Origin of the sequence: Gordonia sp. DT30, assembly GCF_049844915.1 — a bacterium.
GTDB lineage: Bacteria > Actinomycetota > Actinomycetes > Mycobacteriales > Mycobacteriaceae > Gordonia.
Genome location: NZ_JBNCLY010000004.1, coordinates 259,822 through 284,586, shown reverse-complemented (window position 1 = coordinate 284,586; position 24,765 = coordinate 259,822). Strand labels below are relative to the sequence as shown.

The following is a 24,765-nucleotide window of genomic DNA, read 5'->3' as shown; positions in this document are numbered from 1 at the left end:
CCGCGGCTTGCGGATGTGAAACCATGGAGACCGTTCACCGGCGATCACCACTCGAGAAGGCCAGGATGTACGACCAGCAGAACACCACCGTCGACTCCGACACGAGCGACATCGGATCGCGTATCGACCCGGTACTCGCCCGCAGCTGGCTGCTGGTCAACGGCATCCAATACGAGCGGTTCGCGCCGGCTGCCCGCTCGCGCGCCGACGTCGTCGTCCTCGACATCGAGGATGCGGTCGCCCCCAAGGACAAGGTCTCCGCGCGCGACAACGTGATCCGCTGGCTGGCCGAGGAATCCGAAGATCATCCCGGCGGTGCCGGAGATTGGGTGCGTGTCAACGGTTTCGGGACGCCATGGTGGGCCGATGACCTCGATGCCCTGACGACGACGTCGGTCGGCGGGGTGATGCTGGCGATGGTGGAATCGGTCGACCACGTCACCGAAACCGCCAACCGGCTGCCCGATGTGCCGATCGTCGCCCTGGTGGAGACCGCCCGCGGGCTGGAGCGCATCAGTGAGATCGCCGGGGCGAAGGGCACTTTCCGGCTCGCCTTCGGTATCGGCGACTTCCGGCGGGACACCGGCTTCGGCGACAATCCCACCACGCTCGCCTATGCGCGGTCGCGTTTCACCATCGCGGCCAAGGCCGCACACCTGCCCAGCGCGATCGACGGGCCCACGGTGGGGTCGGGCGCACTGAAGCTCTCGGAGGCAACAGCGGTCAGCGTCGAGTTCGGGATGACCGGCAAGATCTGCCTGACCCCCGACCAGTGCGCGCCGGTCAACGAGGGCCTGTCACCCTCTCCCGACGACATCAGCTGGGCGCGTGAGTTCTTCGCCGAGTTCGAGAAGGCCGGCGGCGAGATCCGCAACGGGTCGGATCTGCCGCGCATCGCCCGCGCCACGAAGATCCTCGACCTGGCGCGTGCCTATGCGGTGACCGAGGCCGACTACGAGGTCGATCCGGGGCATGCGTCGGCGCCGTCGGACACCTACCATTACTGAGCTGCTGCGGCCCGATGATTCTGCGCCCGTGACGACTCCGCGGCTCCTGCCGATCCTCTACGGGGTCGGCGCGGTGCTGGCCGCGGTGATCCTGGCACCGCTCTACGGTGGCCACCTGCTCTACCGGGACGCGGTGTCGACGCCGCGGTCCTTCGTGACCGACGCGGCGCTCGGCATCGGACCTCTCGCACCGCGCGCGGCGCCGCAGGACTGGTTCGTCGCGGTGACGAGCACCGTCGTCGACGGCGGGATCGTCGTTGCCGTGGTGCTCACCGCGGCCCTGGCGTGCGCGGCGGTCGGCTACGGCCGGTTGGCGGCTCGTCTGGTCCCGGGTGCGGGTCGCACGGGTGCGGTGGCCGCGGCCGTGGTGTCGGTGTGGAATCCCTTTGTCGCCGAACGCCTGTTGCAGGGCCATTGGGGATTGCTGGTCGGGTTCGCGGCGCTGGGATGGATCGTCGTTGCCGCCGCCGACCTGGTGGCACAACCTCTTTCGTTGGTGCGCTGGTTGCAGTTGGGTGCGCTACTTGCGGCCGCCGGACTGACCCCGACCGGCTCGGTGCTTGCGCTGGTGACGGGCGTGGTGGCGGTCGCCGCGTCGGAGACGGGGCACCGGCTGCGGCTTTCGGCGGCGGTCGTTGCGTTGTGGGTGTGTTCGGCGCTGCCGTGGTTGGTGGCCGCCGCCATCGGCGGCGGATCGGCGGGATCGGACGGACGGGCCGGGGTGGCCGCCTTCGGGTTACGCCCCGAACCCGGCCTGGGCTCCTGGGGCACCGCACTCGGCCTTGGTGGCATCTGGAATTCCGATGCCGTACCCGCGAGCCGCACGATCTGGTGGGCGGCGGTGGCGACGCTGTGTCTGCTCCTGGTGGTGGTGGCCGGGTCGGTGACGTTGTGGCGCAGCCGGATCGACAGCCACCGACGTCCGCTGATCCGCGCCTCGGCCGCCCTGGCGGTGGTCGCGGTGGTCGTGGTGGCGGCGACGGCGTCGGGTCCGGGACGCAGCGCGCTGGGCATGCTGGTCGACGCCGTACCGAGCGCCGGCCTCGTACGTGACACGCAGAAGTTCCTGGCATTGACGATGCCGTTCATCGCGGTCGCCACCGCCGGCGCGGTGATGGCGCTACGCCGCCATGTTCCGTCCGGGTTCGCGCTGGCGGCGGTGGCGCTGCTGGTGGTGGCGCCGCTGCCGGATCTGGGATGGGGTGTCGGCGGCCGGATCACGCCGGTGCACTATCCCGCCGACTGGGCTCGGGTCGCGGCGATCGTGCCCGCCGATTCCGGCGCGGTCGCCCTGTGGCCGCCCGGTACGGTCCGCGACTACACCTTCGCCGACGGCGTATCACTGGACCCGGCGCCCCGGATGCTGCGTGCGCCCGTCATCGAGTCCGGCGAATTGCGCGTCGACGGAGTGGTGGTGGACCGGGCCGAACCCGGTGCCGCCGAGGTGGATCGGGCGCTGCACGACGGCGCCGACCCGGCCACGCTGGCTGCGCTCGGGGTCGGGTGGGTGCTCGTCGAACGTGACGTCCGCGGTGGGGCGGACCTTCCGGCCCGCCCGGCCGGCCTCACGCCGGTCTTCGCCGGTGCCGACCTGGAACTGTTACGCGTCGAGGGCCCCGCGGCCGCCGGCGCGACGGCGGCGGCCCGCGTATCGGCGTGGACGGCGCACCTGGTGTGGGCGGCGCTGATCGTCGCCGGTGGACTCGCCGCGGGCACCGCCGCCGCGCGGCGCGGGCTCATCGGCGCGACACGGCGCCGAGCACGTTGAGCATCTGGGCGCCGGTCACCGACCACGAATAGTGGCGCGATTTCGCTTGCGCCGCCTCCCCGAGCCGCCGGGACTCGTCCGGATCCTCGACGAGTTTACGTGCCGCACTGGTGAATTCGTCGATACTGTCGACGAGCAGACCCGTTTGCCCGTCGTCGATCGACTCCGCGAGTCCCGCCGAACTCCGGTAGCCGATGGTCGGGACACCGTGCTGAGCGGCCTCCATCACCGCCAGACCCCAGCCCTCTTTGCGCGATGGCATGAGATGGACGCGAGCGCGAGCGAGGATCTCGTGTTTGGTCACCTCGTCGACGTGCCCGTGAAATGTCACCGCCTCGTCGACACCGAGTTCGGTCGCGGCAGTGCGTAGTTCGTCGGACCACCAGCCGTCGCCGATGACGTCGAGCGCGACGTCGACCCCGGTGCGCCGCAGGTCGGCGACCACCGTCAACGCGTGCTCCACCTGCTTGTGTGGCACCAGACGCGACAGCACACAGAGGCGCGGCGGGGTCGCCGCCGCAGATGTGCGCACCTGCGGCGGGACCGGGTCGAGGCCGTTGCGGATGACGTCTATGCGGGTCTCGTCGACACCCAACTGCGCCAGCTCCCGGCGCGAGGGCGCCGACACCGTGACATAGCGCGAGCGCCGATGAATCCACGGGGAGAGCCGGGACTCGATGAACCATCCGAGCCGGCCCAGTGCCCGGCCGGCGACCGGCCACTGTTCCCGATGGCAGTGATGTACGAGCACGACGGTGGGCGCCACCCGCGTGAGCGTGGCAAAGAAGGGCACGCCGTTCTGGGTGTCGACGATCGCATCCGGTGCCCGCCCGGCCAGCGGGCCGCGGCCCAATCGTCCGGCGACAAGCAGGGCCAGCGCCCGCGGGTAGACGGTGATACGCCCGCCGACCCGGACGAACCGGATTCCGTCGCGTCGCTCCTGCCGCGCGGCGTCCGGGTATGCCGCCGTCAGATAGGTCACCTCGATCCCGCGCGCCACCATCTCGGCGCCGACCCGCTCCAGGTAGGTCTCGCTGCCGCCGCCCTGCGGGTGGCCGGTATCGCGCCAGCAGAGCAGCAGGACGTGGGTGGGAGGTGTCATCGCCTCACCAGCGTACCGAGCGGGTGGATGCGGTCGGTAGCATCTCGCCCGTGCCCCGAACCCGCGTGCCCGCACCAACTGCGACGATGCGGGCCCACGCGACCTTCGCCCGGGCGGCCGGGCTGCTCTCCGACTTCCGCTTCGAGCAATCCGATCCGGCGCGCTTCTACGGCGCATTGGCGCGCGACACCGCGGCGATGGTCGACGCCCTCACCCACGGCGCTCTCAACCACGACGGACTCGGGGGTGCCGTGGTCCTCGACGTCGGTGGCGGTCCGGGCTACTTCGCCGATGCGTTCGGTGAGCTGGGCGCCCACTACCTCGCCGTCGAACCCGATCCGACGGAGATGCACGCCGGCGGTCTCGAACATCGCGGCACGGTGCGTGCCTCGGGCCAGCACCTGCCCTTCGCCGACGACTCGATGGACGTGACGCTCTCGTCCAACGTCGTCGAACACACCGGCCGGCCGTGGCAGATGTGCGACGAGATGGTTCGGGTCACGCGCGCGGGCGGGCTCGTCGTCGTCAGCTACACGTTGTGGTGGGGTCCGTTCGGCGGCCACGAGATGGGGCTGACGCACTACGCCGGCGGCCGCCGCGCCGCCCGCTGGTACACCCGCCGGCACGGGTCTCCCCCGAAGAACCTTTACGGCACTTCCCTTTTCGCCGTCACCGCCACACAGGGCCTGCGGTGGGCCCACTCCCGCTCCGGCGCCACCGAGCTGCTTGCCGCCTTTCCCCGGTATCTGCCGTCATGGATGTGGTGGGTACTGCGCGTCCCGGTCCTGCGCGAGGTACTCGCCACCAATCTGGTCGTGGTGTTACGGAAGAAGTAGGCGCTGTGGAAGACCTGACCGGCCGGCTCAGTTCGGCAGGTCGGCGGCGCACCGCAGCAGGCCGCCATTGCTGGTCGTCGACGACAGTTGCTGCCCCCCATGCATGATGGTGCAGGTCACCGGACCGCTGACGACGATCGCGGTGAGTTCGGCGGTGGGGCCGGCGACGGTGGTGGTGATCGACCATGGCGCGGATGTGACGGGATCGAGGACGAAGTTGGCGCCCTTGCGGTATCGCAGTCCGGCCACCGTCCCGCCGCCGGTCAACTGGTAGACGACCGAGCCGGACGGCGCCCGTGACGTCGTCGTCTCCCGGGTCGTCGTCTCGGTGGTGCTGGTGGTCGTCGGCGCGCTCGAGCGCGTCGTCGACACCGTGGTGGTGACACTCGGTGCAGCCGTCGTGTTGTCGCCGCCGCCTCCGGTGTTCCGGACGATCAGGACCGCGGCCACCACGACCAGCACCAGCGCGAGGATCGTCGCGAGCACCAGATACAGCGTGCGATGCCCGCCGCCACCGGAACCGGGGTCGACGGGCGGCACGTACTGGCCCGACTCCGGGTACTGGCCCGACTCGGGATACTGGCCGGTCGGGTACTGGCCGGATCCCGGATATTGCGCCGGGTTCTGCTCAGGGTCGAACGCCCGCGTATGCGGCGGGGGCTGATTCGGATCGTACGGATCTCCCGGTGGCTGGGTCATGGGCCGATTGTGCCAAACGCGGTCGTCATCCCTCTGCGATCATCCCTCTGCGATCATCCCTCTGCGATCGCCTCAAGCGGTTTGGTGCGTGCCGCCCGCACCGCCGGCCACAGCGCGGCCAGCACACCCACCACGGCCGCCGCCAGGATGGTCCATCCCATCAGACTCCACGGCAGGACGGGATCGCCGAGGCCCCAGCGGGCCAGGGTCCGTACCAGCGCCCACCCGATCACTGCGCCCAGCACCACCCCGAGGACGGCACCGTAGATCGCGATCAGCACCGACTCGAGGTAGACGGTGCGCCGGATCTGGGCGCGCAACGTGCCGATGGCGCGCAGCATGCCGATCTCGCGTTTACGTTCCACCACCGACAGGGCGAGCGTGTTGATGATGCCGAGCACCGCGATCAGCAGTGCGAGACCGAGCATGCCGTAGAGCACCGCGAGCATCTGGTCGATCTGCTCGGAGATACTGCTCTTGAACTGCTCGCGGGTCTCGACCTGCACGGTCAGATACTGATCGGTCGCCTTCTCCAGCCCGGTACGCAGGGTGCCGAGGTCGGTCCCCGGCGCCGCCTTGACGAAAAGACCGAACGTGACCCGGCTCGAGGCCGGCATCACCTTCTCGTAGACCTGCGGACCGACCAGCCACGGCTCCAACGCCTCGTTGTCCTCGTACACCCCGGCGATGGTGACGGGCACGACGGTGCCGTCCGGCGACGTGAACGGGAGGGTCTGGCCGCGTTTCCACCCCATCTGATCGGCGGTCCGGGCGCTGATGAACATCCCGTCGGGGGGCAATTGATCCGAGGCGCCGTCCCGCATCGTCACCGCCGCCACACCGTTGAGATCGCCACCGAGAGCGGCGAAACCGGTGCGCGCTTGCCCGTCGATGCGGGTCTGCACGATGCCGAACGACACGGTGTCAGAGATTCCCGGCACCGTCTTGACCGCGGCGGCCACCGATGCCGGCACCGGCTGACCATTGCTGCCTGCGACGATGTAGTCGGCGCGGATGCCGCTGTCGACCGCGTCATCGACGGTGCCCTTGAACGAGGCGCCCAGTGTGCCGATGATCGCGACCAGCATCAGGCCGAGCGTCAATGCGAATGCTGTTGCCGCGGTGCGCCGCGGATTGCGCACGGCATTGGTCCGGGCGAGTCGCCCGACCGTGCCGAACGGTGCCCCCAAGACCCGGCCGACTCCGCCGACGATGGGCCGCGAGAGCGCCGGCCCGGCGAGCACGGAGGCGACGATCGCCGCGCCCGCCCCCACGCCCACCACGACCGCGCGCAGTAGACCCTCGCCCATCGCGCCCCAGGCGATGGTGCCGATCGCGATCAGCAGGAACACGATTCCCACGAATGTTCGATTGCGCAGCGGCGCAGCACCTTCGGTGACACCGGCGCGCATGGCCTCCACCGGGGGGACGCGGGAGGCGCGGGCCGCCGGCACCCCCGCACTGATCATGGTGACGACGACGCCGACCAGCAGTGCCGCGAGGATCGCCGGCAGACCCACCTGCAGTGAGCCGTCGGGCAGGCCCGAGGACGAACCGATCGCCGCCTTCAGTCCCGCGGCCAGACCGACACCGACGCCGAGGCCGATGACACCGCCGATGATGCCGACCACGAACGCCTCGAAGAGGACCGACCGCGACACCTGGCGCCGGCTGGCCCCGATCGCACGCAGCAGCGCCAGTTCGCGATTGCGTTGGGCGACAATCATCGAGAACGTGTTGTAGATGATGAAGGTGCCCACGACGAGCCCGATCGCCGCGAACGCCAACAGGATTCCGGTGAAGATCGTCAGGAATTGGTTGACCTGATCCTTCTGCTCCTGACGGACCTGCGCGGCCGTGCGGACCTTGTACTGGTCCGCGGGCAGGGCCGCCGAGACCCGCGCAGCGAGTTCCTCATCGGAAACCCCGGGCACCGCGGACATGTCGATGAGTGCCACATGGGAACCGTCGGAGAAGAAATCCGACGCGGTGGCCTGATCGAACTGCACGTTGACGTAGCCGCCGGTGGCGGCGGGCAGATCGACCAGGCCGACCACCGTCACCTCCAGCGGATGGGTACTGCCCTGTCCGATCACGACTTTCGTCTTGGAGCCGACCTTCAGCCCGGCCTTCGCCGCGGCCGAGGAGTTGAGGACGATCTCGTTCTGGCCGTTCGGTGCCCGACCACCGGGCTTCAGTCTGTCCGGCGAGATCGCCTGCTCGGGCGGGGTGTAGGCGGTGCCGATGCTGGGCGCGCCGCCGGTCTGCAGGGCCTTGCCGTCGGCGGCCGCGAGGGTCACCAGGCCACTCTGATTGGTGACGATCTTGGCGATCCCCAGTTGCTGCCGGCGGTCCTGCAGTTGCGCCACGACCTGCTCGGGCACCCCGTCCGACGTCGAGCGCTCCGGCGTGAGCTGTACCGCGACACCGGGAATCGTGTTGTCGAAGATCGAGTTGAAGGCGTTGGAGATGGTGGCGGTGAACACCATCGATCCGGCGACGAACGACGTGCCGAGCACGATGGAGAAGACCGTGAGAAAGAGCCGGAGCTTGTGCGCCCGCAGATTTCGCAGCGAGACCTTGCGCAACGCCGATGAGGCGGCCATGGGTCAGCTGACCTCGTGCCGGCCGTGCGGCTGGTCGGCCGGCTTGTCGTCGAGGTGGCGCATGACCTCGAAGACATCGTCGGCGCTCGGCCGGGCGAGCTCGCGCACGACGTTGCCGTCGGCGAGGAAGACCACGCGGTCGGCATACGACGCGGCCCGCGGATCGTGGGTGACGATCACGACCGTCTGGCCGAACTCGTCGGTGGCCGCACGCAGGATGTCGAGAACCTCACCGGACGACCGGGAATCGAGGTTGCCCGTCGGTTCGTCGCCGAAGATGATGTCGGGGCGGCCGACGAGTGCGCGCGCACACGCGACGCGCTGCTGCTGGCCACCGGAAAGTTCGGTGGGCAGATGGGTGAGCCGGTCACCGATGCCGAGTCGGCCGATCACGGTGTCGAACCACTCTTTGTCGACCGGCCGCCCGGCGATGTCGAGGGGCAGCGTGATGTTCTCGGCCGCAGTGAGTGTGGGCACCAGGTTGAACGACTGGAACACGAAGCCGATCCGGTCGCGGCGCAGGGTCGTCATCTCCTTGTCGGAGAGACCGGTCAGGTCGACGTCACCGATGTAGGCCCGGCCGCCGGTGGCCTCGTCGAGTCCGGCGAGGCAGTGCATCAGCGTCGACTTCCCCGAACCGGACGGTCCCATGATCGCGGTGAACTCGCCGGCCGCGAACTCGATCGTCACGCCGCGCAGCGCGTGGACCACGGTGTCGCCGATGCCATAGGTCTTCGTCAGATCCCGCGAACCGGCCGCAACGGCAGCCCCGTCCGGCTTCATCATGTCTACGCCCGCTGATGTCATGCGCACCACGCTGCCAGGTCGGCGCCCGATTGGCCATCGGGGATTTCCCTGAGGTCGAGCCCCCGGTCCGGCCGGCGAAACCTCAGCGCCGCGGAAACCGGACCTCGAGGGCATGCACGCGGGTCGGCCCGGCGAACATGTCGTTGGTGACGACGTAGAGCGTGCGCGCCCGATAGTTCTGTCCGCGAACGTCGGGAAGCCAATCGCCCCAAGCCATTCCGGACATGTTACCGGTCGCCAGATGCGGCAGCGGGTCGGCCGAGAAGATCTGCGTCTTGCCCATCGCCCGCTCGTCACCGGCGAGCTCGGCCTTCCCGGTGACCGCGTCGGCGCCGCGGGTGGTGGTCCAGTAGATGCTGGTCACCCGGCCCCGTCCGCGTTCGAGAACGAGGAAGTCGGTGTCGTTGACGGCGAGGACATCGGCGGCGACCTTGTCGGGGTCGGTGCGGTAGACGAACTCGCTCTGCGCCCGGCCGGGGCCGAAGGTCAGCAGCCGCGCCGCATTACCCGGATCCTGACGCAATCCGCCGGCGGTGAGAACGCTGATCGCTCCCCGCGGTCCGACGGCGACACCGGTGATGCCCTTCTGCCCGTTGACTCCCCCGGTACGGGTCGGCCGCCACGCGGCCGGCAGACCCAGATCCCGGACGAACGTACCGACCGGGCCGATCTCCCGGACGAACTGATGTGCACCGCCGCTGGCCACCACATATCCGCCGGACATCGAGCGGATGCCCTCGAACTGTGCGTCGCCCGGCAGCAGCGGGAGCTCGAGCGGGCTGAGTACCGTTCCGCCGCCGGTCAGGCGCGGGGCGCCGAGCTGCCCGAGACGGGCCGAGTAGCCGATGTGGGCGGTATAGAACCGCGCCGGCCCGGCCCGGCCCACATCGGTGGAGATCATCGCGTAGTCACCGTTGCCGATCCGGTCGATACCCGATATGGCACCGAAAGACGGTATGGCGGGCATGTTCTCGGTATCGACATACCGAGAGGTCACCGCCGGTGCACTCGGTGCGCCGGCCGCCACGCCGGTGCCCAGAGCTGTCATGACGACGCCCACCGAAACGAGCGTTGCCCCCCATGAGCGAAGTCTCATAGGGGGCAACACTACCTCAGTGACGCCGCCCATCTCGGGTCGGCGCTCGATGATCAGGCCAGGCGCTGCTTGAGCTGCGCGAGCTCATCGGCCAGGCTGGTCGGCAGCTTCTCTCCGACGAACTCGAAGAGCTCCTCGATCAGCGGCAGTTCCCGCCGCCACTCGTCCTCGTCGAAATCCAGTGCGGCAGCGAGATCTTCGGCCGGGAGATCGAGCCCGCTGATATCGATCTCATCGGGCTTGGCGACGATGCCGATCGGGGTGTTCACGCCCTCGTTCTCGCCCTCGATGCGGCCGATGATCCACTTGAGGACGCGGCTGTTCTCGCCGAAACCGGGCCACAGGAACCGGCCGTCGTCACCGCGGCGGAACCAGTTGACGTAGAACACCTTCGGCAGTTTGGACGCGTCGGCGTTCTTACCGAGATTGATCCAGTGCGCGAAGTAGTCGCCGACGTGGTAACCCATGAACGGCAGCATCGCCATCGGATCGCGGCGGACGGTGCCGACCTTGCCCTCCGCGGCGGCGGTCTGCTCGGAGCCGACGGTGGCGCCCATGAAGACACCGTTCTGCCAATCGCGCGCCTCGGTCACCAGCGGCACCGTGGTCTTACGGCGACCACCGAACAGGATCGCCGAAATCGGCACACCGTTCGGGTCGTCCCATTCCGCCGCCAGTGACGGGCACTGCGAAATCGGGGTGCAGTATCGCGAATTCGGGTGGGCGGCGGGATGATCGGACTCCGGGGTCCAGCTCTTGCCCAGCCAGTCGGTGAGATGCGCCGGGGTCTCGCCGCCGATGCCCTCCCACCAGACGTCCCCGTCGTCGGTCAGGGCGACGTTGGTGTAGAGCGTGTTTCCGGCCTCGATGGTCTTCATCGCGTTCGGATTGGAGTCGTTGCTGGTGCCCGGGGCGACACCGAAGAAGCCGAACTCCGGGTTGATCGCGTAGAGGCGGCCGTCGTCGCCGAATCGCATCCAGGCGATGTCGTCGCCGACGGTCTCGGCCTTCCAGCCCGGGATGGTGGGCTGCAGCATGGCGAGGTTGGTCTTGCCGCAGGCACTCGGGAACGCGGCGGCGACGAAGTACACCTTGTTCTGCGGGCTGGTCAGTTTCAGGATCAGCATGTGCTCGGCGAGCCAGCCCTCGTCACGGGCGATCACCGATGCGATCCGCAGCGCGTAGCACTTCTTGCCGAGCAGCGCGTTGCCGCCGTAACCCGAACCGTAAGACCAGATCTCGCGGTCTTCGGGGAAGTGGGTGATGTATTTGTCGGGGTTGCAGGGCCACGGCACGTCGGCCTGTCCGGGCTCCAGCGGGGCGCCGACCGAGTGCAGCCCCTTCACGAAGAAGCCGTCGTCACCGAGCGTCTCGAGCACCTGCGGGCCGACGCGGGTCATGATGCGCATCGACAGCACGACGTACTCCGAGTCGGTCAACTCCACGCCCAGCTTGGGATCGTCGGAGCCGAGCGGGCCCATGCAGAACGGGATGACGAACATGGTGCGGCCGCGCATGCTGCCGCGGTACAGCTCGGTCATGGTGCGGCGCATCTCGCCCGGTTCGACCCAATTGTTGGTGGGACCGGCGTCCTCGCGGTTCTTGGCGCAGATGAAGGTGCGCGACTCCACGCGGGCGACGTCGGCGGGATCGGAGGAGGCCAGGTAGGAGTTGGGCTTGCGCTCCTCGTTGAGTTTGACCATCGTCCCGGCCGCCACGAGGTCGGCCGTCAGACGGTCCCATTCCTCATCACTGCCGTCGGACCACACGACCCGGTCGGGCTGGGTCAGCTCGGCGACCTGCGCCACCCACGCCAACAACTCCGCGTGTGTGGTGGGCGCGCTGCTCGGGTCCAGTCCGGGAATCGTTGTTGAGGTCATATCTCCTCCTCGGAGTTGGCCACCACCGACGGTGACCGGGGGTACGACGGCTTGGCCCCAGGATACGGCCACCGAACGTCCGCTAGGTCCGGGGGTTGCCTCGTCAGTCGAGGCGGCCCGAATCGGTGGGTACCCAGTTGCCGGTATCGGCGTCGAGCCGGTGCGCGTCGTAGCTGCCGTCGGCGCCGATGCGGGTCACCGTGTCGACGCGCCCGTCGTGGTCGCGGTCGGTGTAGACGGTCATCCCGTCGGGTCCGGTCCGCGTCAACGAGTCGGGAATGCCGTCGGCATCGGAGTCGACGTCGGCGGGGCCCAGATCCCAGATCCGGCCGTCGTCGTACATCCACAGGTGGTCGTCGGAACCGGGGACCTCGTCCTCGCCCGGCAGGGCCGTCTCCGGCAGGCCGACGAGATGCGCGGCCTCCTCCATCGCCGGCTCGCCGTCCTCGCCCTCACCCAGCACAAATGGATCCATCACGGACCTCCCCTCGTTCCTGCACTCGGCCGACGTTCTCGTGCAGACTCGCCGAAATGAGCGCCCGCAACTGTTGCACCCGCTCGTGATCGGTCGCGCCGCCGGCCGATCGCGGCGAACGCAGGCGACGTAGCCGCTCGTCGATCTCGGCCACGTCGGCGGCGACCTGCCGCATCCGTCGTTCATGGTGCCGGTCGATCTGGCCGGCCAGACGTGACTGGGCCTCGGCCGTGCGGGCGGCGACACGCTGCTCGAGTCGGCCCCGCGCCTCGGCGAGAACATCGGTGGAGTACGCCCGCAGGTCGGCGCGACGCACGGTCGCACGCCGCAACCGGATCACCCAGATGGCCGCGGCGACACCCACCAGCAGCGTCAACGGCATCGACACCCATTGCAGGGTATGGACCGACGCCATCGGCGCAACGGCCAGTCGACCGATTCCCACGCCGGTGGACGCGCCGAACAAGACGAGCAGCGCATCCTCGGCGCCGCGCCGTCCACTCGGCGTGGCGCGGCGAATCAGCGGGGGCGAGGACGAATCCGCCGAAACGCTCACCGGACCCGGCTCGGCCATGTCGACCCCCAGCAGCGTGGTCGCGGCAACCTCCTCGAGCCGCTCGTCGGTCACCGCGTCCACCCGTTCGGCGATCCGGCCGACCTCGGCGTCGAGCCACCTCCCGTGCGCATCGGGTTCTGACCCTCCCGCGTCGGCACACCGACGATTCGCGGCCGCGGCCAGTGCCCGGAAGCCGGCCTGCACATCGGCGATCGTGGCCGACCGGACGCCCGACACCCCGGCACGTACCGCGGCGAGCCGGTCGGTACGCCCGCGGTCGCGGGTGGCGACCAGGATGCGACGCCGCCGCATCAACTCGTCGGGGCCGCGCCGATCGGGAGCGGGATGACCGGGTGTGGCGAGATGGTCCAGCGCGGTCAGGCACGCGCCGAGCCGGGCTCGTTCGGCACGCAGCCCGGCCGGACCCGTGCCGCAAGCACGCATCCAGCCGACGAGGTCGCCGATACCGGATTCGTCGAGCTCACCGGCCATCGCGGCCGCCGCCGACACCGCGAACACCGGCACGTCCTCGGCCGGATCGAGCACCGCGCGCGCCGCACGCAATCGGCGCGGCCACTCCCAGAACGCGTCGATACCGACGCAGACCAGGGCGACGGTGCCGACCTGTGTCCGTAGCCGCGTGAACAGCGCCACATCCTCGTCATCGATGTCCGACGACGGATCGAGCACCATCACGCCCGCCCCGATTCCCCCGGCTTCCATTCCCCCGGCCCCGGCACCCCCGAACCCCGACACCGAAAGGTCGGGCGCAGTGTCGGCGCATACCGTCAGCAACTCGTCCACGGCGTCGCCGACGACGCCGGCGACAACGATCCGGGAACCCGGAACCGGAATGGCGGCCGCATCGAAACCGGTGATCGCACGCACCCGCAGATACACGTCGTCCACAGCTGTGCTCACCACGTCACCACTCACCACGTCACCTCCCCCACACGCAGCAACTGCTCGATCCCGGCACGCCCGGGACCCGCGGCGGCGAGCAGATCGAGGCGCTCCCGGACCAGCGCCTCGCGCCGTCCCCGGACGATTCCGACGCGGTCGGAAAAGGCGGGCACCAGCGCATCGATGCCACTGAGGCGATGCATCACCGCGTTGAGCGCGGCGGCGTCGGGGACGGCGCGATCACCGAGCAACTCCAGTGCGGTGTCGACGCCGTACCGGTCGAGTCGTCGCAAGAGACCGAGCCGCAGGGCACGCTCCCGGCTGCCCGGGGCCCCGACGAGGAATTGCCCGGACATCGACGGCATGTGCTCGCCGGCGGCGGCGAGGTCGGCCAGAAATGTCCACTCCACCTCGGTGATGTCGGCGCACGCCAGCAGCGCCGACACCGCGACCACCGGCCGTGCGAGCTCGTGTGCGGCCGCGGCCGACGCCTCGAGGGCGATATGCGGATCGGCGAACGTGTCGGCCTTACCGAGCACGACGATCGTCCGATCGGCCGGTAGCGCGGCCAGCATGACGTGATCGGCGCGGCGCGGCGCGGCCACGATCATGTGAACCCAGAGGTCGGCGGCGGCAACGGCGGTGCCGTCCTCGCCGGGGCCGAGCGCGCCGACGCGCAGCCGCTGCCGCAGCGCGCGTGTCATGGTGTCGCGCCCGGTGCCCGCCCGTCCGGAAACCGCCACCGTCAGACCCCGTGCATAACGTGTCGCCGACGACGCCAATTCGGCACGGACCGACGCCGGCAGCCCGTCGCCCCGCATGGCAGAGCGCGGCGTCGACGGCGCCCCGTCGAGCACCCGCGCCAGTTCGCCGCCCCGCTCGGTCATTCGTGTCTCCCCACATCGCCCCTGGTCTCGCAGCCTAACCCCGACAAGGCCGACGTGTGGCAGGTAAATACACAGGCAGAGGGTGTCGGGGATGATCCGTTTGAGGCGATAGGCCACGATGGACCGGTGAACAACGATGGACCGGTGCCCAACACCGCCGAGGCGCAGCCGCGTGAGCAGGAGAAACCGCCACACGAGCACACCGACCGGTCCCGGCTCTATCCGCGGGTCACGAGTTTCCGGTTCCGGCGCGGGTCACTGACACCCAATCAGCAACGCAACTGGGAAACCCGCTGGCCGGAGCTCGGCCGCGACCTGGCCACCGGGGTCACCCAGACCCCCGAACCACCGTTGGACCTGACCGCGACGTTCGGCCGGCAGGCGCCCCGGGTTCTCGAGGTCGGCAGCGGCACCGGCATCTCGACCGCCGCGATGGCCCACGACGAACCCGGCCTCGACGTCCTCGCCGTCGAGGTCTACAAACCCGGCCTCGCACAACTGCTCGGCCTGATCGAGCGCGGCGGCCTCACCAACATCCGGATGATCCGCGGTGACGCCGTCGTGGTGCTGCGCGAACTCATCCCCACCGCGAGCCTGACCGGCATCCGGGTCTTCTTCCCCGACCCCTGGCCCAAATCACGGCACCACAAGCGGCGCTTCATCCAGCGCGGAACCGTCGAACTGATGGCCGACCGCCTGGCCGACGGCGGAATCCTGCACATCGCCACCGACCATGCCGGCTACGCCGAGTGGATCGCGGAGATCCTCGCCACCCAGGACCCTGCCGCGCCACACGTCGTCGGGGCCACGGGTCCGACGCCCATCTCGCTGAGCCGTCCCACCACGAAGTTCGAGGGCCGGGCCGACCGCGAGGGCCGCGCGGTCAACGAGTTCGTGTACGTCCGGCCCCCACGCCCGGCACACCCGCACGACACACCCACGCAGGAGGCTCCGACCCGGGGCGCCGACACCGAGGAGAACCGATGAACGACGCCGCACCGACGCCGCCCGGCAGCCGTTTCGCCGATTCCATCTCCGGGAACAGCAGCGCACCGCGCATGCTCCTGATCTGGGATGCCCCGAACATGGACATGGGTCTCGGGGCCATCCTCGGCGGCCGGCCCACCGCCGCGCACCGACCCCGTTTCGACGCCCTCGGACGGTGGCTGCTCACGCGCACCGCCGACGTCTCCGGCAAGCACGCGGTCCGCGCAGGCGATGGCGGCCCGGTGGATGCGCAACCGGCCGATGCGGACCGGGGCGTGGTGGGACTTCCCACATCCGGTCCCGGTGACACCGGGCCGACGACCGCAGACCGGCCCCGCGGCATCGTCGAACCCGAGGCCACCGTGTTCACCAACATCGTGCCTGGTAGCGCCGATGTCGTACGGCCGTGGGTGGAGGCGTTGCGCAACGTGGGTTACGCCGTCTTCGCCAAACCGAAGGTGTCCGACGACAGCGACGTCGACTCCGACATGCTCGACCACATCGAGTTGCGCAGGCACACTGTGGGGTTAGCCGGACTGATCGTGGCGTCTGCCGATGGGCAGGCCTTCCGGGAACCGCTGTTGGGCATCGTCGCCGACGGCGTCCCGGTCACCGTGATCGGATTTCGGGAGCACGCCAGTTGGGCGTTGACGACCGACGGACTCGAGTTCGTCGACCTCGAAGACATCCCTGGCGTGTTCCGCGAACCGCTGCCACGCATCGGGCTCGATTCACTGCCCGACGAGGGTGCGTGGCTCGCGCCGTTCCGCCCGCTCACCGCGCTCCTGCGGTGAGTCCGACGATGTAGCCCTGCCGCGCGCCGTCGCGCGACGCGGCAGGCCAGGGGTTGCGGGGGCCTCAGGGAGCGCTCAGGAGGCGCTGCGACAATCTTTCCCCGGACTCGAGAAAGGACTGGGCGTGTTCGGAGCCATCGGCACATTCGTCTATCGGATGCGCTTTGCCGTCATCGCCGTCATGGTCGTGCTGATGGCGGGATTGGGCCTCTACGGCCTGGGTCTCAGCAAGCACCTCAGTCAGAGCGGCTGGTTCGACCCGACCTCGCAGTCGTCGAAGGGCTCGGTCGTCGCCGACAAGGCGCTGGGCCGCGATCACCGCTCCGACGTCATCCTGCTGATCACCGCCCCGCCGGGTAAGACGGTCGATGATCCCCAGATCGCACCGAAGGTCGAGAAGTTCGTCGACGACCTGCTCGCGAAGTACCCGTCGATCGTGCAGCGCGCCTACAACGGCGACAGCTCCACCGACGCAGGCCAGCAGCAGGCGTTGCAGAACAACCAGCAGATCATCGACCCCTTCTACCAGCCCAAGGACGCGGCCTCGCAGGCCGCGCAGGACATCGTCCGATCACGCACGATCACCGCCGACCGCCAGCGGGCGTTCATCAGCATCGGTGTCGCGGGCAACGACGACACGACGGTCCTCGGCAACTTCAAGAAGATCGAACCCGAGTTCTCCGGCATCGCCGAGAGATACGGCCTGCCCGCGGGAACACAGTTCCAGTTGGCCGGGCTGCAGCCGGTGGCCGGGGCCATGGCCCGCGGCATGGACGCCGACATCTCGCGCGCCGAGATCATCGCGCTGCCGCTGGTGGCGCTCATGCTGTTCTTCATCTTCGGCGGTGTCATCGCGGCCTGTCTGCCGGTGCTGATCGGTGGCCTGACGATCGCCGGGTCGCTGGGCATCATGAACGCGATCGCCCAGGTCACCGAACTGAACATCTTCGCGCAGTCGGTCGTCACCCTGATCGGCCTGGGTATCGCCATCGACTACGGCCTGTTCATCGTGAGCCGTTTTCGTGAGGAACTTGCCGAAGGCTATTCGACGAAGGCCGCGGTACGAAGAACCGTGATGACCGCCGGGCAGACGGTGGTCTTCTCGGCGACGATCATCGTCGCCGCGATCGCGTGTCTGCTGATCATGCCGCAGGGCTTCCTCAAGTCGGTGGCCTACGGCGCGATCGCGTCGGTGTCGTTGGCCGCGATCCTGTCGCTCACGGTCCTGCCCGCGCTGCTGAGCATCCTGGGCCCGCGGGTCGACGCGTTCTCGCTGCGGTGGATGCTCTCCTACACGCTGTTCCCGATAATCCGGAAGTTCTCCCCGTCGGGCGCGGACCGCCTCGACCACCGGGTCGCCGACCTCACCGGACGCACCAAGTCGCGCGAGGAGATCGAGAACGGCTTCTGGGGGCGGTTGTCGGGCTGGGTGATGAAGCATCCGGTGGCGACCGCGGTGCCCACCGTCCTGTTGCTCCTCGTGCTGACCATCCCGTTCGGCGGCATCAAATTCGGCGGTATCAGCGAGACGTACCTCCCGCCGGACAATCCGGCGCGCGTCGCGCAGGAGACCTTCGACAAATACTTCCCCACCGAACGCACCGAAGAGATCAAGCTCGTCATCCTCTATGACGACAACGACCCGTCGGCAGGTAACAAACTCCAGCAGATCGCCGACGAAGCCAACAAGGTCCCCGGCTTCACCAAGAAGTTCAGCTCCTCGGCCAACGACGGTGCACTCACCGGCAACTACGGCGGCGCCAACGGTCCACCGGTCATGCAGATGTCGGCGGGACTCGTCGATCGCAATACCGCGGGCGAGGCGATCAAGGATCTGCGTTCGATCCAGATCCCTGGCGGCATGCGAATGTGGGTGGCCGGCACCCCGGCCCTGACCCAGGATTCGATCGACGCACTGCTGCAACGGCTTCCGTTGATGACGATAATGTTGGTGCTCATCACCGGCCTGCTGATGTTCCTCGCATTCGGATCGGTGGTGCTGCCGATCAAGGCGGCATTGATGTCGGCGTTGGGACTCGGCGCCACCCTGGGCATCCTGACGTGGATCTTCGTCGACGGCCACGGCGCCGGACTGGCCAACTTCACGCCCGGCCCGCTGTTCGCCGCGGTGTTGGTGCTGATCATCGCGATCGTCTTCGGTCTGTCGACCGACTATGAGATATTCCTGCTCTCCAGAATGGTCGAGGCCAGACAGCGAGGTGCCTCGACCACCGAGGCCATCCGCACCGGCACCGCCCTGACCGGCCGCATCATCACGGCCGCCGCGGCGATCCTCGTGGTGGTCACCGGCGCCTTCGGGCTCTCCGACATCGTGATGATGAAGTACATCGCATACGGAATGATCGCGGCACTCATCCTCGACGCCACCATCATTCGTATGTTGCTGGTGCCGTCGGTGATGAAACTGCTCGGCGACGACTGCTGGTGGGCACCACGCTGGATGAGCTCGCTGCAGCGCAAGATCGGCCTGGGCGAGACCATCCTCGACGAGCAGCCCGGCGACAAACTGCCCGCGGCCGGCACGTCCCGCCCACTGAGCGCCGGCGCCCTCGTCGCGGAGGTACCCACCTCGGTGATGACCGCGGCGGCCCCGGCCACCCGGCGCCGCGCCACCACCGAAACCGTGTCCGCGACCGCTACCCTGGAGCCAGCTGCTCCGCCGAGTGAATCGAATCGCGCACGGCCACAACAGGTTCCGGTTCGTCGCGGCACCTCGGCACCACCGTCCGGCGACATCGGTGCACCGCGCGCGACCCAGCCGCGGCCCACCCAGCCCCGGCCCCCAGAGTCCCGGCCCCCAGAGTCCCGACCCCCGGAGTCCCGGCCGATGCCGCCGCGGCCCTACTCGATGCCCAAGCAGGATCGGCCCGACACCGGCGGCTGGAGCCTCGGCGAGGGCGGTATCCGCCTCAGCGGTCCCGGGCCGGCGGCCGGCGCGCGCCCGGCACCGCGGCCCCGGCCGGAGACGACCCGGCGCCCATCGGCACCGCCTCAGGCACCGGCCGGCACCCCCGGTGGCGCGCCGCCGGCGCGTGATTCGTCGGGAGGTTCGTCTGCGGGAGGCCCGTCCCCGTTGTCACGCCGGCCCGAACTGGACCAGTCGGGCCGACGCCCACTGGCCGCGTCGGTGAGCCCGGAGGAACGCGCCCGCCGCGGCATGTCCCCGAGTGGCGGGCCCCAATCCGGTCGGTCATCCGATTCGCGTGCGGACCGGACCGGCCGTTCGCCGATGGACCGTGGGTTGACGCCGGGCTCGGCACGTCTCGTGCCGCCACGTGAGGTCGGCAACGATCCGACCGTGACCGCAGATGTGCCCGATCAGCCGGAACCGCCGGTCTCCCGCGGCGCCGGACCCGATCGATCCACCGGCGACCGGCACGCCCGCGATGCCGACGACAACCGCATCAGCGTGCACGAACTGTTGCGGCGCAGCCGCGGCGGGGATCAGAGCGAGTAGCCGGCGACCGGAGCGCGGCTCCGCTGTTCAGTCCGGAGGGCGGGCGCCGTTGTCGCGCCCGCCGTCGCCGTCGTCGCCGTCGTCGCCGCCGCCGTCCGGCTTGTCGTCGGTGATCTCGTCGGCGAGTTGTTCGGCGTCGAGGATCGCCTGCTCAAGGTGTAGCCGGTCCCAGATCGGCGGGTCCGGATTCGCCTCGAAGGCCCCGTCGCCCTTGATCACCTCATCGAGCGGCGTGCCCCTCAAATAGCGCACGGCAGTGTTGGTGAAGGCGATCACCGGGACGGCGAGCAGGCCGCCGACGATCCCGGCGGCGACGATGCCCGCACCGATCCCCAGGATGACCGCAACCGGATGCAGCCGCACCGAGCGGCCCATCAGGAATGGTTGCAGCACATGCCCTTCGAGCTGCATGACACCGATCAGGATGGCCAGCACGATCACCGCGGTCAGCCAGCCTTGCGTGACCAGCGCGATGACGACCGCGAGCGATCCGCTGATCAGTGCACCCACGATGGGGATGAACGAGAACAGAAAGATCACCGTCGCCAGCGGAAGAGCAAGGGGCACTCGCAGGATCGCGAGTCCGATACCGATGCAGACGGCGTCGACGAGGGCGACGACGACGGTCGCGCGGACGTACGCGACGAGCGTTCCGAACCCGGCGACTCCCGCCGAGACCACCTTGTCCCGGGATCCCCGCGGCACGAGATGGGTACAGAATTCCCAGATATTGCCGCCGCCGTACAAGAAGAAGATCATCAGGAACACCATCAGCAGCAGCCCGGTGATCAGTTCGGTTGCGGTCGTGGCGGTGGCCAGCGCACCGCTGGCCAGCTTGGCCTGGTTGTGCTGCATGAGGTCGATGATGTTGTTGCCGAGGTGACTGACCTGGCCCTCGTCGATGCGCAACGGGCCGTCCGTCAACCACTTTCGGGTCTCGTTGATCGTCGAGACGACCTCGTCGGTGAGTTGGGGGAATCCACTGACGAAGGCCCGGCCGACAAAGGTCAACACCCCGCCGACCACACCGAGCGCGGCGAGCATGACGATGACCACCGACAACGACCGCGGCACACGGCGCCGGTTGAGGAAATCGACCGCGGGCATGAGGAATGCCGAGAGCAGAATCGCCAGCGACAGCGGCACCGTCACCTCGTCGAATTTCTGGAAGAGGCGTCCCGCGATGTAGACGACGGCCAGGATGAGCAGAAGCCGCCAACTCCATTCGGCGGCCTTGCGCACCATCGGATGGACCGCCGAACGATCCAGATCCGCGAGGCTTCGCCGGGCCCGCCGAGAATCACCATCGCCGTCGGGCGCGACCGCCGAAGAACCATCGTCCACGAACGTCAGAGTAGCGGTGGATAGGGTGATGCCTATGTCATCGGACCAACCGACGGTCGGCACCCCGCCGGCCCGCCGCCGATTCTGGTGGTTGCGCTGGGTGGTCTTGGCGGTCGTGGTGGTGATCCTCGCCGTCGAGGTGGTCCTGATCTGGCCCAAGCTCGAACAGGTGTGGCACCGGACCGGCGACCTCGACTGGGTGTGGCTGGTGGCGTGCATGATGGCGGCCGTCCTCTCCATGGACAGTTTCGCCCAGGTGCAGCGGGCGTTGCTGCGCTCGGCCGGTGTGATGGTCAAGCAGATGAAGTCGCTGGCGGTGGTGCTGGCCGCGAATTCGCTGTCGCAGACGATGCCCGGTGGTCAGGTACTCGCGCCGGCGTTCACCTACCGCGAGACCCGCAAGTGGGGCGCCACCCCGGTCGTCGCGTCGTGGCAGGTGGTGATGTCCGGGCTGCTGGCCGGTGTCGGGCTCGCGGTCCTCGGTTTCGGTGGTGCGGTCCTCGCCGGGGCCAAGACCAATCCGTTCACGTTGGTGTTCTCCATCGTCGGATTCGTCGCGGTCGCCCTGGTCCTGCAATACCTGGCCACCCATCCCGAGTCGTTACGGTCCACCGGCGAGCGGATGCTGGGCTGGTACAACCACCTGCGCAACAAGCCCGAGGACTCGGGAAAGGAACGTCTCCACGAGATCCTCGAGCAGCTGCGGGCGGTGAAGCTGACCCGGCGCGACACCGCGACGGCGTTCGGATGGAGCCTGTTCAACTGGATCACCGACATCGCCTGCCTGATGTTCGCGTGCTGGGCCGTCGGTGTCCATCCGTCGTACTCCGGTGTGATGGTGGCCTATGCCGCGGGCAAGGCGGTGGGTACCGCGGTCCCGCTGCTGCCGGGCGGCATCGGCGTCGTCGACGCCGTCCTCGTGCCGGCGCTGACCACGGCCGGGATGCCCGCGGCGGACGCACTGACCGCGGTACTGGTGTACCGCATCGTCAGCTACGTCCTGATCTCCGTGCTCGGGTGGGTGGTGATCATGGCGAAGTTCCGGTCGGGGATCCGCGACAAGGCCGAACTCGAGGCCGAGTACGACCACGACCGCGAACAGACCATCGAAGAGCTCGACGAATCAGACTCCCGCCGATCAGACCCCGGCCGATCAGACCCCGGCCGATCAGACCCCGGCCGATCGGAGCCCGGCGAATCAGACCCGGGCGAATCAGACCCCGGGGACCGGCGCCGGTCACACGCCGAACGCGATGTCGACCCTCCGGACGACGAGGCGAATTCGGCTTGACGCCGACTTCGGCTACCGTTGGTCACCATGTCGAGTTCTGACATGGCCAGCAGGGTGGCCCGGTCCACATCGCACGCGTCGACCACCGTCCGGTTGCCCGTCACCGCCTTCGCCGACGTCGTCGCGATTGCGGTGTTCGTGCTGATCGGTCGCGGGTCGCATCATCACGGTTACGCACCGCTGTCGGTTGTCCAGACATTGTGGCCGTTCGTCGCAGGCGCCGCCGTCGGCTGGTCGATCGTCTACGTGTACTCCCACGTCCGGTCCAGTGACTGGTTCGGCCGCGACTTCCGCCCGGAGCGGGTGGTGCCCGCCGGGCTGGCGATCTGGTTCTGCGCGGTCACGGTCGGCATGATCCTGCGCTACCTGTTCCACGAGGGCACCGAGGTGAGCTTCATCGTCGTCACCACGGTCGTGCTCGGCCTGTTCCTGCTCGGCTGGCGCGCGCTGACCGCTCTGATCCTGCGGCGGCTCGAGTCGCACCGGCCGACACCGGCCGCGGACGCGGCCCCCTGACGGTCCGCGACCTGCGGCCCGCGCCGCTCACTGGATGCGGAAGTACTTCTGCGCCACCTGAAGCGCCGCGGTTCCCGACTTCGGGCCCTCGGTATAGATCACGACGACCTTGCCGCCCTGGACTCCGACGAACCACCCGGGCCCATCGGGACCGTTGGTGCCGACCAGTGCCCGCAGTCCGGGATCGTTGGTGAGGTCGCTGGCGTCACCGGTCTTGGCGGTGGTGGTCATCGCATCCCAGATCGGACCGGTCAGATCGGGATTCAAGCCGCCGAGTCGGCCACCGGCCACCTTGGTCGGCACCCCGTCGACGACGTAGGGCGCCACCGAGTCGGCGGTTCCGGACGCGCTGCGTGCCATGGCCACACCGAGCGCGGCCATGTTCGTCATCGACATCTGTGTTGCGGCCGAGCGCAGATCGATCGTCGCCACCCCGGTGCCCGTGGCCGGAGCGCTGGCCCCCGGAACGGTGAACTGCACGCCCAGACCGAGCCGGTCGAGCACCGAGTCGGGGGTCTCCTGATTGGCCCGCGCGCTGCGGTCGACGGCGGCGAGCACCGGGTCGAGAGTCGACCCGACGGGATACGCGGCGTCGGGGTTGTTGCCACGCTCGGCGGCGTAGGTGTTCTGTGCCGCACCGAGAATCGCACCCGACTTCGCGTCGAGCGCCATGATGGTGGCCGGCTGCCCGACCTCGACCGCGGCATCGCCCAGCGTGAGTTGTACGCCCTGGTCCACCGACGTCGGCACGTTCGGGCCGGGGGGACCCTGCTCGCCGGCGAGCCGCTGCGGCGCCATCCCTGGGCCGACCATCTGTACCTGCCACCCGGCGGTTGCGTTGCGGATCGCCTGCCAGTAGTTGGTGAGACCGCTCTCGAGCGGCGAGGAGAGCCGACGATCGGCCATGACGAGCATGCCCGCCTTGCGCACGGTCACGCCCGGCACCGAGGCCGGGTCGCTGGTGAGAACGCCCATATCGGAGTTGCGCAGTGTCACCGCGGTGATGGGCTTACCGGGCGTTGCGGCCAGTTTCTCGCCGATGACCGAGGTCGTGACCAGCGGGGCGATCGGTGCGAGCGTGGTGGCCAGCGCCTTCGCCGACGCATTGACGTCGCGGGTCTGGGACGGGTCGAGGACGATCTCGTTGACCGGCTGCAGGTACATCAGGGGCTTACCCGAGCGGCTGTTGACCGTCGGCGCAGGCGTTGCGTCGGTGCGGATCTCGCGCAGGTTGCCACCGACGGGCAGTCCCGGGTAGATCACGCTCGGCTCCCAGGTGATCTTCCACCCGGTCGACAGATGCCGCGCGGAGCCCGAACTGTTCGAGGTGAAGGTGTGATCGGAATCGAACTTCCAGGTGGTCCGCAGCGAGAACGACGCGGTGCCGTCGCTGTACTCGACCGGCTTCTCCACCGCGACATCGACCTCGCGGGCATTCATCGCCTGCAAGGTCTGGGTCAGCGCCTCACCGGCCTGTCCCGGCGCCGTCGTCAACTTTGCGGCCGCGGCGGCGTCCTGGCGACCCCAGGCCGCGGCGAACTCGTTCGCGGTGGCCTTGGCGCCGGTATCGGGGGTCTGCGAGACCAACTCCTTGATCCCGAACGCGGCAGCACAGATCAGCACCACGCACGCGGCGAGCGCCGCCCATTTCACCCGAGTACCCATAGTCACAATTTTCACTCTAGTCACACGAGAATTCGATGCCGCAGGCTTGCAGTCGGGCTTCGGACCGG

19 protein-coding genes are annotated in these 24,765 nt (G+C 69.0%); 8 read left to right on the top strand and 11 right to left on the bottom strand.

Going from position 1 to position 24,765, the window contains the following annotated elements; genetic code table 11:
• Positions 1-65: 65 nt before the first annotated feature.
• Together ACLQ3C_RS06550 and ACLQ3C_RS06545 are read left to right on the top strand one after the other, a co-directional pair.
• The gene (locus ACLQ3C_RS06550; RefSeq protein WP_425704256.1) at positions 66-1,007 is read left to right on the top strand and encodes an HpcH/HpaI aldolase/citrate lyase family protein; all 942 of its coding nucleotides are present in this window, start codon (positions 66-68) and stop codon (positions 1,005-1,007) included.
• Positions 1,008-1,035: 28 nt separating this feature from the next.
• Positions 1,036-2,775, top strand: coding sequence for a hypothetical protein (locus ACLQ3C_RS06545; protein ID WP_425704223.1), 1,740 nt, complete (start codon positions 1,036-1,038; stop codon positions 2,773-2,775).
• Here the strand turns inward: ACLQ3C_RS06545 and ACLQ3C_RS06540 are convergent.
• Complete coding sequence (locus ACLQ3C_RS06540; RefSeq protein ID WP_425704222.1) at positions 2,744-3,877, bottom strand: glycosyltransferase family 4 protein; 1,134 nt, start codon at positions 3,875-3,877, stop codon at positions 2,744-2,746. The genes ACLQ3C_RS06545 and ACLQ3C_RS06540 overlap by 32 nt on opposite strands.
• Before the next feature lie 86 nt (positions 3,878-3,963).
• Between ACLQ3C_RS06540 and ACLQ3C_RS06535 the strand changes: the two genes are divergently transcribed.
• A complete protein-coding gene (locus tag ACLQ3C_RS06535) occupies positions 3,964-4,713 on the top strand; it encodes a class I SAM-dependent methyltransferase (RefSeq protein WP_425704255.1) in 750 nt (249 codons plus the stop codon).
• A 27-nt stretch (positions 4,714-4,740) separates the two neighbouring features.
• Here ACLQ3C_RS06535 and ACLQ3C_RS06530 read toward each other — a convergent pair whose 3' ends face one another.
• From ACLQ3C_RS06530 to ACLQ3C_RS06495, 8 genes are all read right to left on the bottom strand, one after another.
• The gene (locus ACLQ3C_RS06530; RefSeq protein WP_425704221.1) at positions 4,741-5,412 is read right to left on the bottom strand and encodes a hypothetical protein; all 672 of its coding nucleotides are present in this window, start codon (positions 5,410-5,412) and stop codon (positions 4,741-4,743) included.
• Between the two features lie 53 nt (positions 5,413-5,465).
• Positions 5,466-8,018: an ABC transporter permease gene (locus tag ACLQ3C_RS06525; protein WP_425704220.1), complete on the bottom strand. Its 2,553-nt coding sequence runs from the start codon at positions 8,016-8,018 to the stop codon at positions 5,466-5,468.
• A gap of 3 nt (positions 8,019-8,021) precedes the next feature.
• Entirely contained in the window at positions 8,022-8,825 is an 804-nt protein-coding gene (locus tag ACLQ3C_RS06520; RefSeq protein WP_425704219.1) for an ABC transporter ATP-binding protein, read from the bottom strand.
• Positions 8,826-8,907: 82 nt separating this feature from the next.
• Positions 8,908-9,921, bottom strand: a complete 1,014-nt coding sequence (locus ACLQ3C_RS06515) for an esterase-like activity of phytase family protein (RefSeq protein WP_425704218.1) — start codon at positions 9,919-9,921, stop codon at positions 8,908-8,910.
• 53 nt (positions 9,922-9,974) lie between these two features.
• Positions 9,975-11,801 carry a phosphoenolpyruvate carboxykinase (GTP) gene (locus ACLQ3C_RS06510; RefSeq protein WP_425704217.1) on the bottom strand — a complete coding sequence of 609 codons (1,827 nt, stop codon included), beginning with the start codon at positions 11,799-11,801 and terminating at the stop codon, positions 9,975-9,977.
• Positions 11,802-11,904: 103 nt separating this feature from the next.
• A complete protein-coding gene (locus tag ACLQ3C_RS06505; protein WP_425704216.1) occupies positions 11,905-12,276 on the bottom strand; it encodes a DUF6802 family protein in 372 nt (123 codons plus the stop codon).
• Complete coding sequence (locus ACLQ3C_RS06500; RefSeq protein ID WP_425704215.1) at positions 12,254-13,753, bottom strand: hypothetical protein; 1,500 nt, start codon at positions 13,751-13,753, stop codon at positions 12,254-12,256. Before ACLQ3C_RS06500 ends, ACLQ3C_RS06505 begins: the two co-directional genes overlap by 23 nt.
• 11 nt (positions 13,754-13,764) lie before the next feature.
• A complete protein-coding gene (locus ACLQ3C_RS06495; RefSeq protein WP_425704214.1) occupies positions 13,765-14,622 on the bottom strand; it encodes a hypothetical protein in 858 nt (285 codons plus the stop codon).
• Positions 14,623-14,748: 126 nt separating this feature from the next.
• Between ACLQ3C_RS06495 and trmB the strand changes: the two genes are divergently transcribed.
• From trmB to ACLQ3C_RS06480, 3 genes are all read left to right on the top strand, one after another.
• Positions 14,749-15,609 (top strand): tRNA (guanosine(46)-N7)-methyltransferase TrmB, encoded by an 861-nt coding sequence (gene trmB, locus ACLQ3C_RS06490; protein ID WP_425704213.1) that lies wholly within the window; start codon positions 14,749-14,751, stop codon positions 15,607-15,609.
• Positions 15,606-16,403 carry an NYN domain-containing protein gene (locus ACLQ3C_RS06485; protein WP_425704212.1) on the top strand — a complete coding sequence of 266 codons (798 nt, stop codon included), beginning with the start codon at positions 15,606-15,608 and terminating at the stop codon, positions 16,401-16,403. Before trmB ends, ACLQ3C_RS06485 begins: the two co-directional genes overlap by 4 nt.
• 124 nt (positions 16,404-16,527) lie before the next feature.
• Positions 16,528-19,881, top strand: coding sequence for an MMPL family transporter (locus ACLQ3C_RS06480; protein ID WP_425704211.1), 3,354 nt, complete (start codon positions 16,528-16,530; stop codon positions 19,879-19,881).
• A 27-nt stretch (positions 19,882-19,908) separates the two neighbouring features.
• On the opposite strand, the gene ACLQ3C_RS06475 is transcribed toward ACLQ3C_RS06480, so the two are convergent.
• Positions 19,909-21,126 (bottom strand): AI-2E family transporter, encoded by a 1,218-nt coding sequence (locus ACLQ3C_RS06475; protein WP_425704254.1) that lies wholly within the window; start codon positions 21,124-21,126, stop codon positions 19,909-19,911.
• Positions 21,127-21,259: 133 nt separating this feature from the next.
• On the opposite strand from ACLQ3C_RS06475, the gene ACLQ3C_RS06470 reads away from it, so the two are divergent.
• Both ACLQ3C_RS06470 and ACLQ3C_RS06465 read left to right on the top strand, forming a co-directional pair.
• Complete coding sequence (locus ACLQ3C_RS06470) at positions 21,260-22,516, top strand: lysylphosphatidylglycerol synthase transmembrane domain-containing protein (RefSeq protein ID WP_425704210.1); 1,257 nt, start codon at positions 21,260-21,262, stop codon at positions 22,514-22,516.
• Positions 22,517-22,543: 27 nt separating this feature from the next.
• A complete protein-coding gene (locus tag ACLQ3C_RS06465) occupies positions 22,544-23,032 on the top strand; it encodes a DUF3054 domain-containing protein (RefSeq protein WP_425704209.1) in 489 nt (162 codons plus the stop codon).
• A gap of 27 nt (positions 23,033-23,059) precedes the next feature.
• Here the strand turns inward: ACLQ3C_RS06465 and ACLQ3C_RS06460 are convergent, their stop codons facing one another.
• Complete coding sequence (locus ACLQ3C_RS06460; RefSeq protein ID WP_425704253.1) at positions 23,060-24,697, bottom strand: NTF2-like N-terminal transpeptidase domain-containing protein; 1,638 nt, start codon at positions 24,695-24,697, stop codon at positions 23,060-23,062.
• Between the last annotated feature and the right edge of the window lie 68 nt (positions 24,698-24,765).

Excerpts from the sequence above, each read along its gene's own strand:
- ACLQ3C_RS06535 (WP_425704255.1), top strand. The coding sequence starts at position 3,964 with ATGCGGGCCCACGCGACCTTCGCCCGGGCGGCCGGGCTGCTCTCCGAC.
- ACLQ3C_RS06515 (WP_425704218.1), bottom strand. The coding sequence starts at position 9,921 with ATGAGACTTCGCTCATGGGGGGCAACGCTCGTTTCGGTGGGCGTCGTC.
- ACLQ3C_RS06525 (WP_425704220.1), bottom strand. The coding sequence starts at position 8,018 with ATGGCCGCCTCATCGGCGTTGCGCAAGGTCTCGCTGCGAAATCTGCGG.
- ACLQ3C_RS06540 (WP_425704222.1), bottom strand. The coding sequence starts at position 3,877 with ATGACACCTCCCACCCACGTCCTGCTGCTCTGCTGGCGCGATACCGGC.
- ACLQ3C_RS06475 (WP_425704254.1), bottom strand. The coding sequence starts at position 21,126 with ATGGTGCGCAAGGCCGCCGAATGGAGTTGGCGGCTTCTGCTCATCCTG.
- ACLQ3C_RS06505 (WP_425704216.1), bottom strand. The coding sequence starts at position 12,276 with ATGGATCCATTTGTGCTGGGTGAGGGCGAGGACGGCGAGCCGGCGATG.
- ACLQ3C_RS06460 (WP_425704253.1), bottom strand. The coding sequence starts at position 24,697 with ATGGGTACTCGGGTGAAATGGGCGGCGCTCGCCGCGTGCGTGGTGCTG.
- ACLQ3C_RS06485 (WP_425704212.1), top strand. The coding sequence starts at position 15,606 with ATGAACGACGCCGCACCGACGCCGCCCGGCAGCCGTTTCGCCGATTCC.
- ACLQ3C_RS06520 (WP_425704219.1), bottom strand. The coding sequence starts at position 8,825 with ATGACATCAGCGGGCGTAGACATGATGAAGCCGGACGGGGCTGCCGTT.
- ACLQ3C_RS06495 (WP_425704214.1), bottom strand. The coding sequence starts at position 14,622 with ATGACCGAGCGGGGCGGCGAACTGGCGCGGGTGCTCGACGGGGCGCCG.
- ACLQ3C_RS06530 (WP_425704221.1), bottom strand. The coding sequence starts at position 5,412 with ATGACCCAGCCACCGGGAGATCCGTACGATCCGAATCAGCCCCCGCCG.
- ACLQ3C_RS06550 (WP_425704256.1), top strand. The coding sequence starts at position 66 with ATGTACGACCAGCAGAACACCACCGTCGACTCCGACACGAGCGACATC.
- ACLQ3C_RS06510 (WP_425704217.1), bottom strand. The coding sequence starts at position 11,801 with ATGACCTCAACAACGATTCCCGGACTGGACCCGAGCAGCGCGCCCACC.
- ACLQ3C_RS06465 (WP_425704209.1), top strand. The coding sequence starts at position 22,544 with ATGTCGAGTTCTGACATGGCCAGCAGGGTGGCCCGGTCCACATCGCAC.
- ACLQ3C_RS06470 (WP_425704210.1), top strand. The coding sequence starts at position 21,260 with ATGTCATCGGACCAACCGACGGTCGGCACCCCGCCGGCCCGCCGCCGA.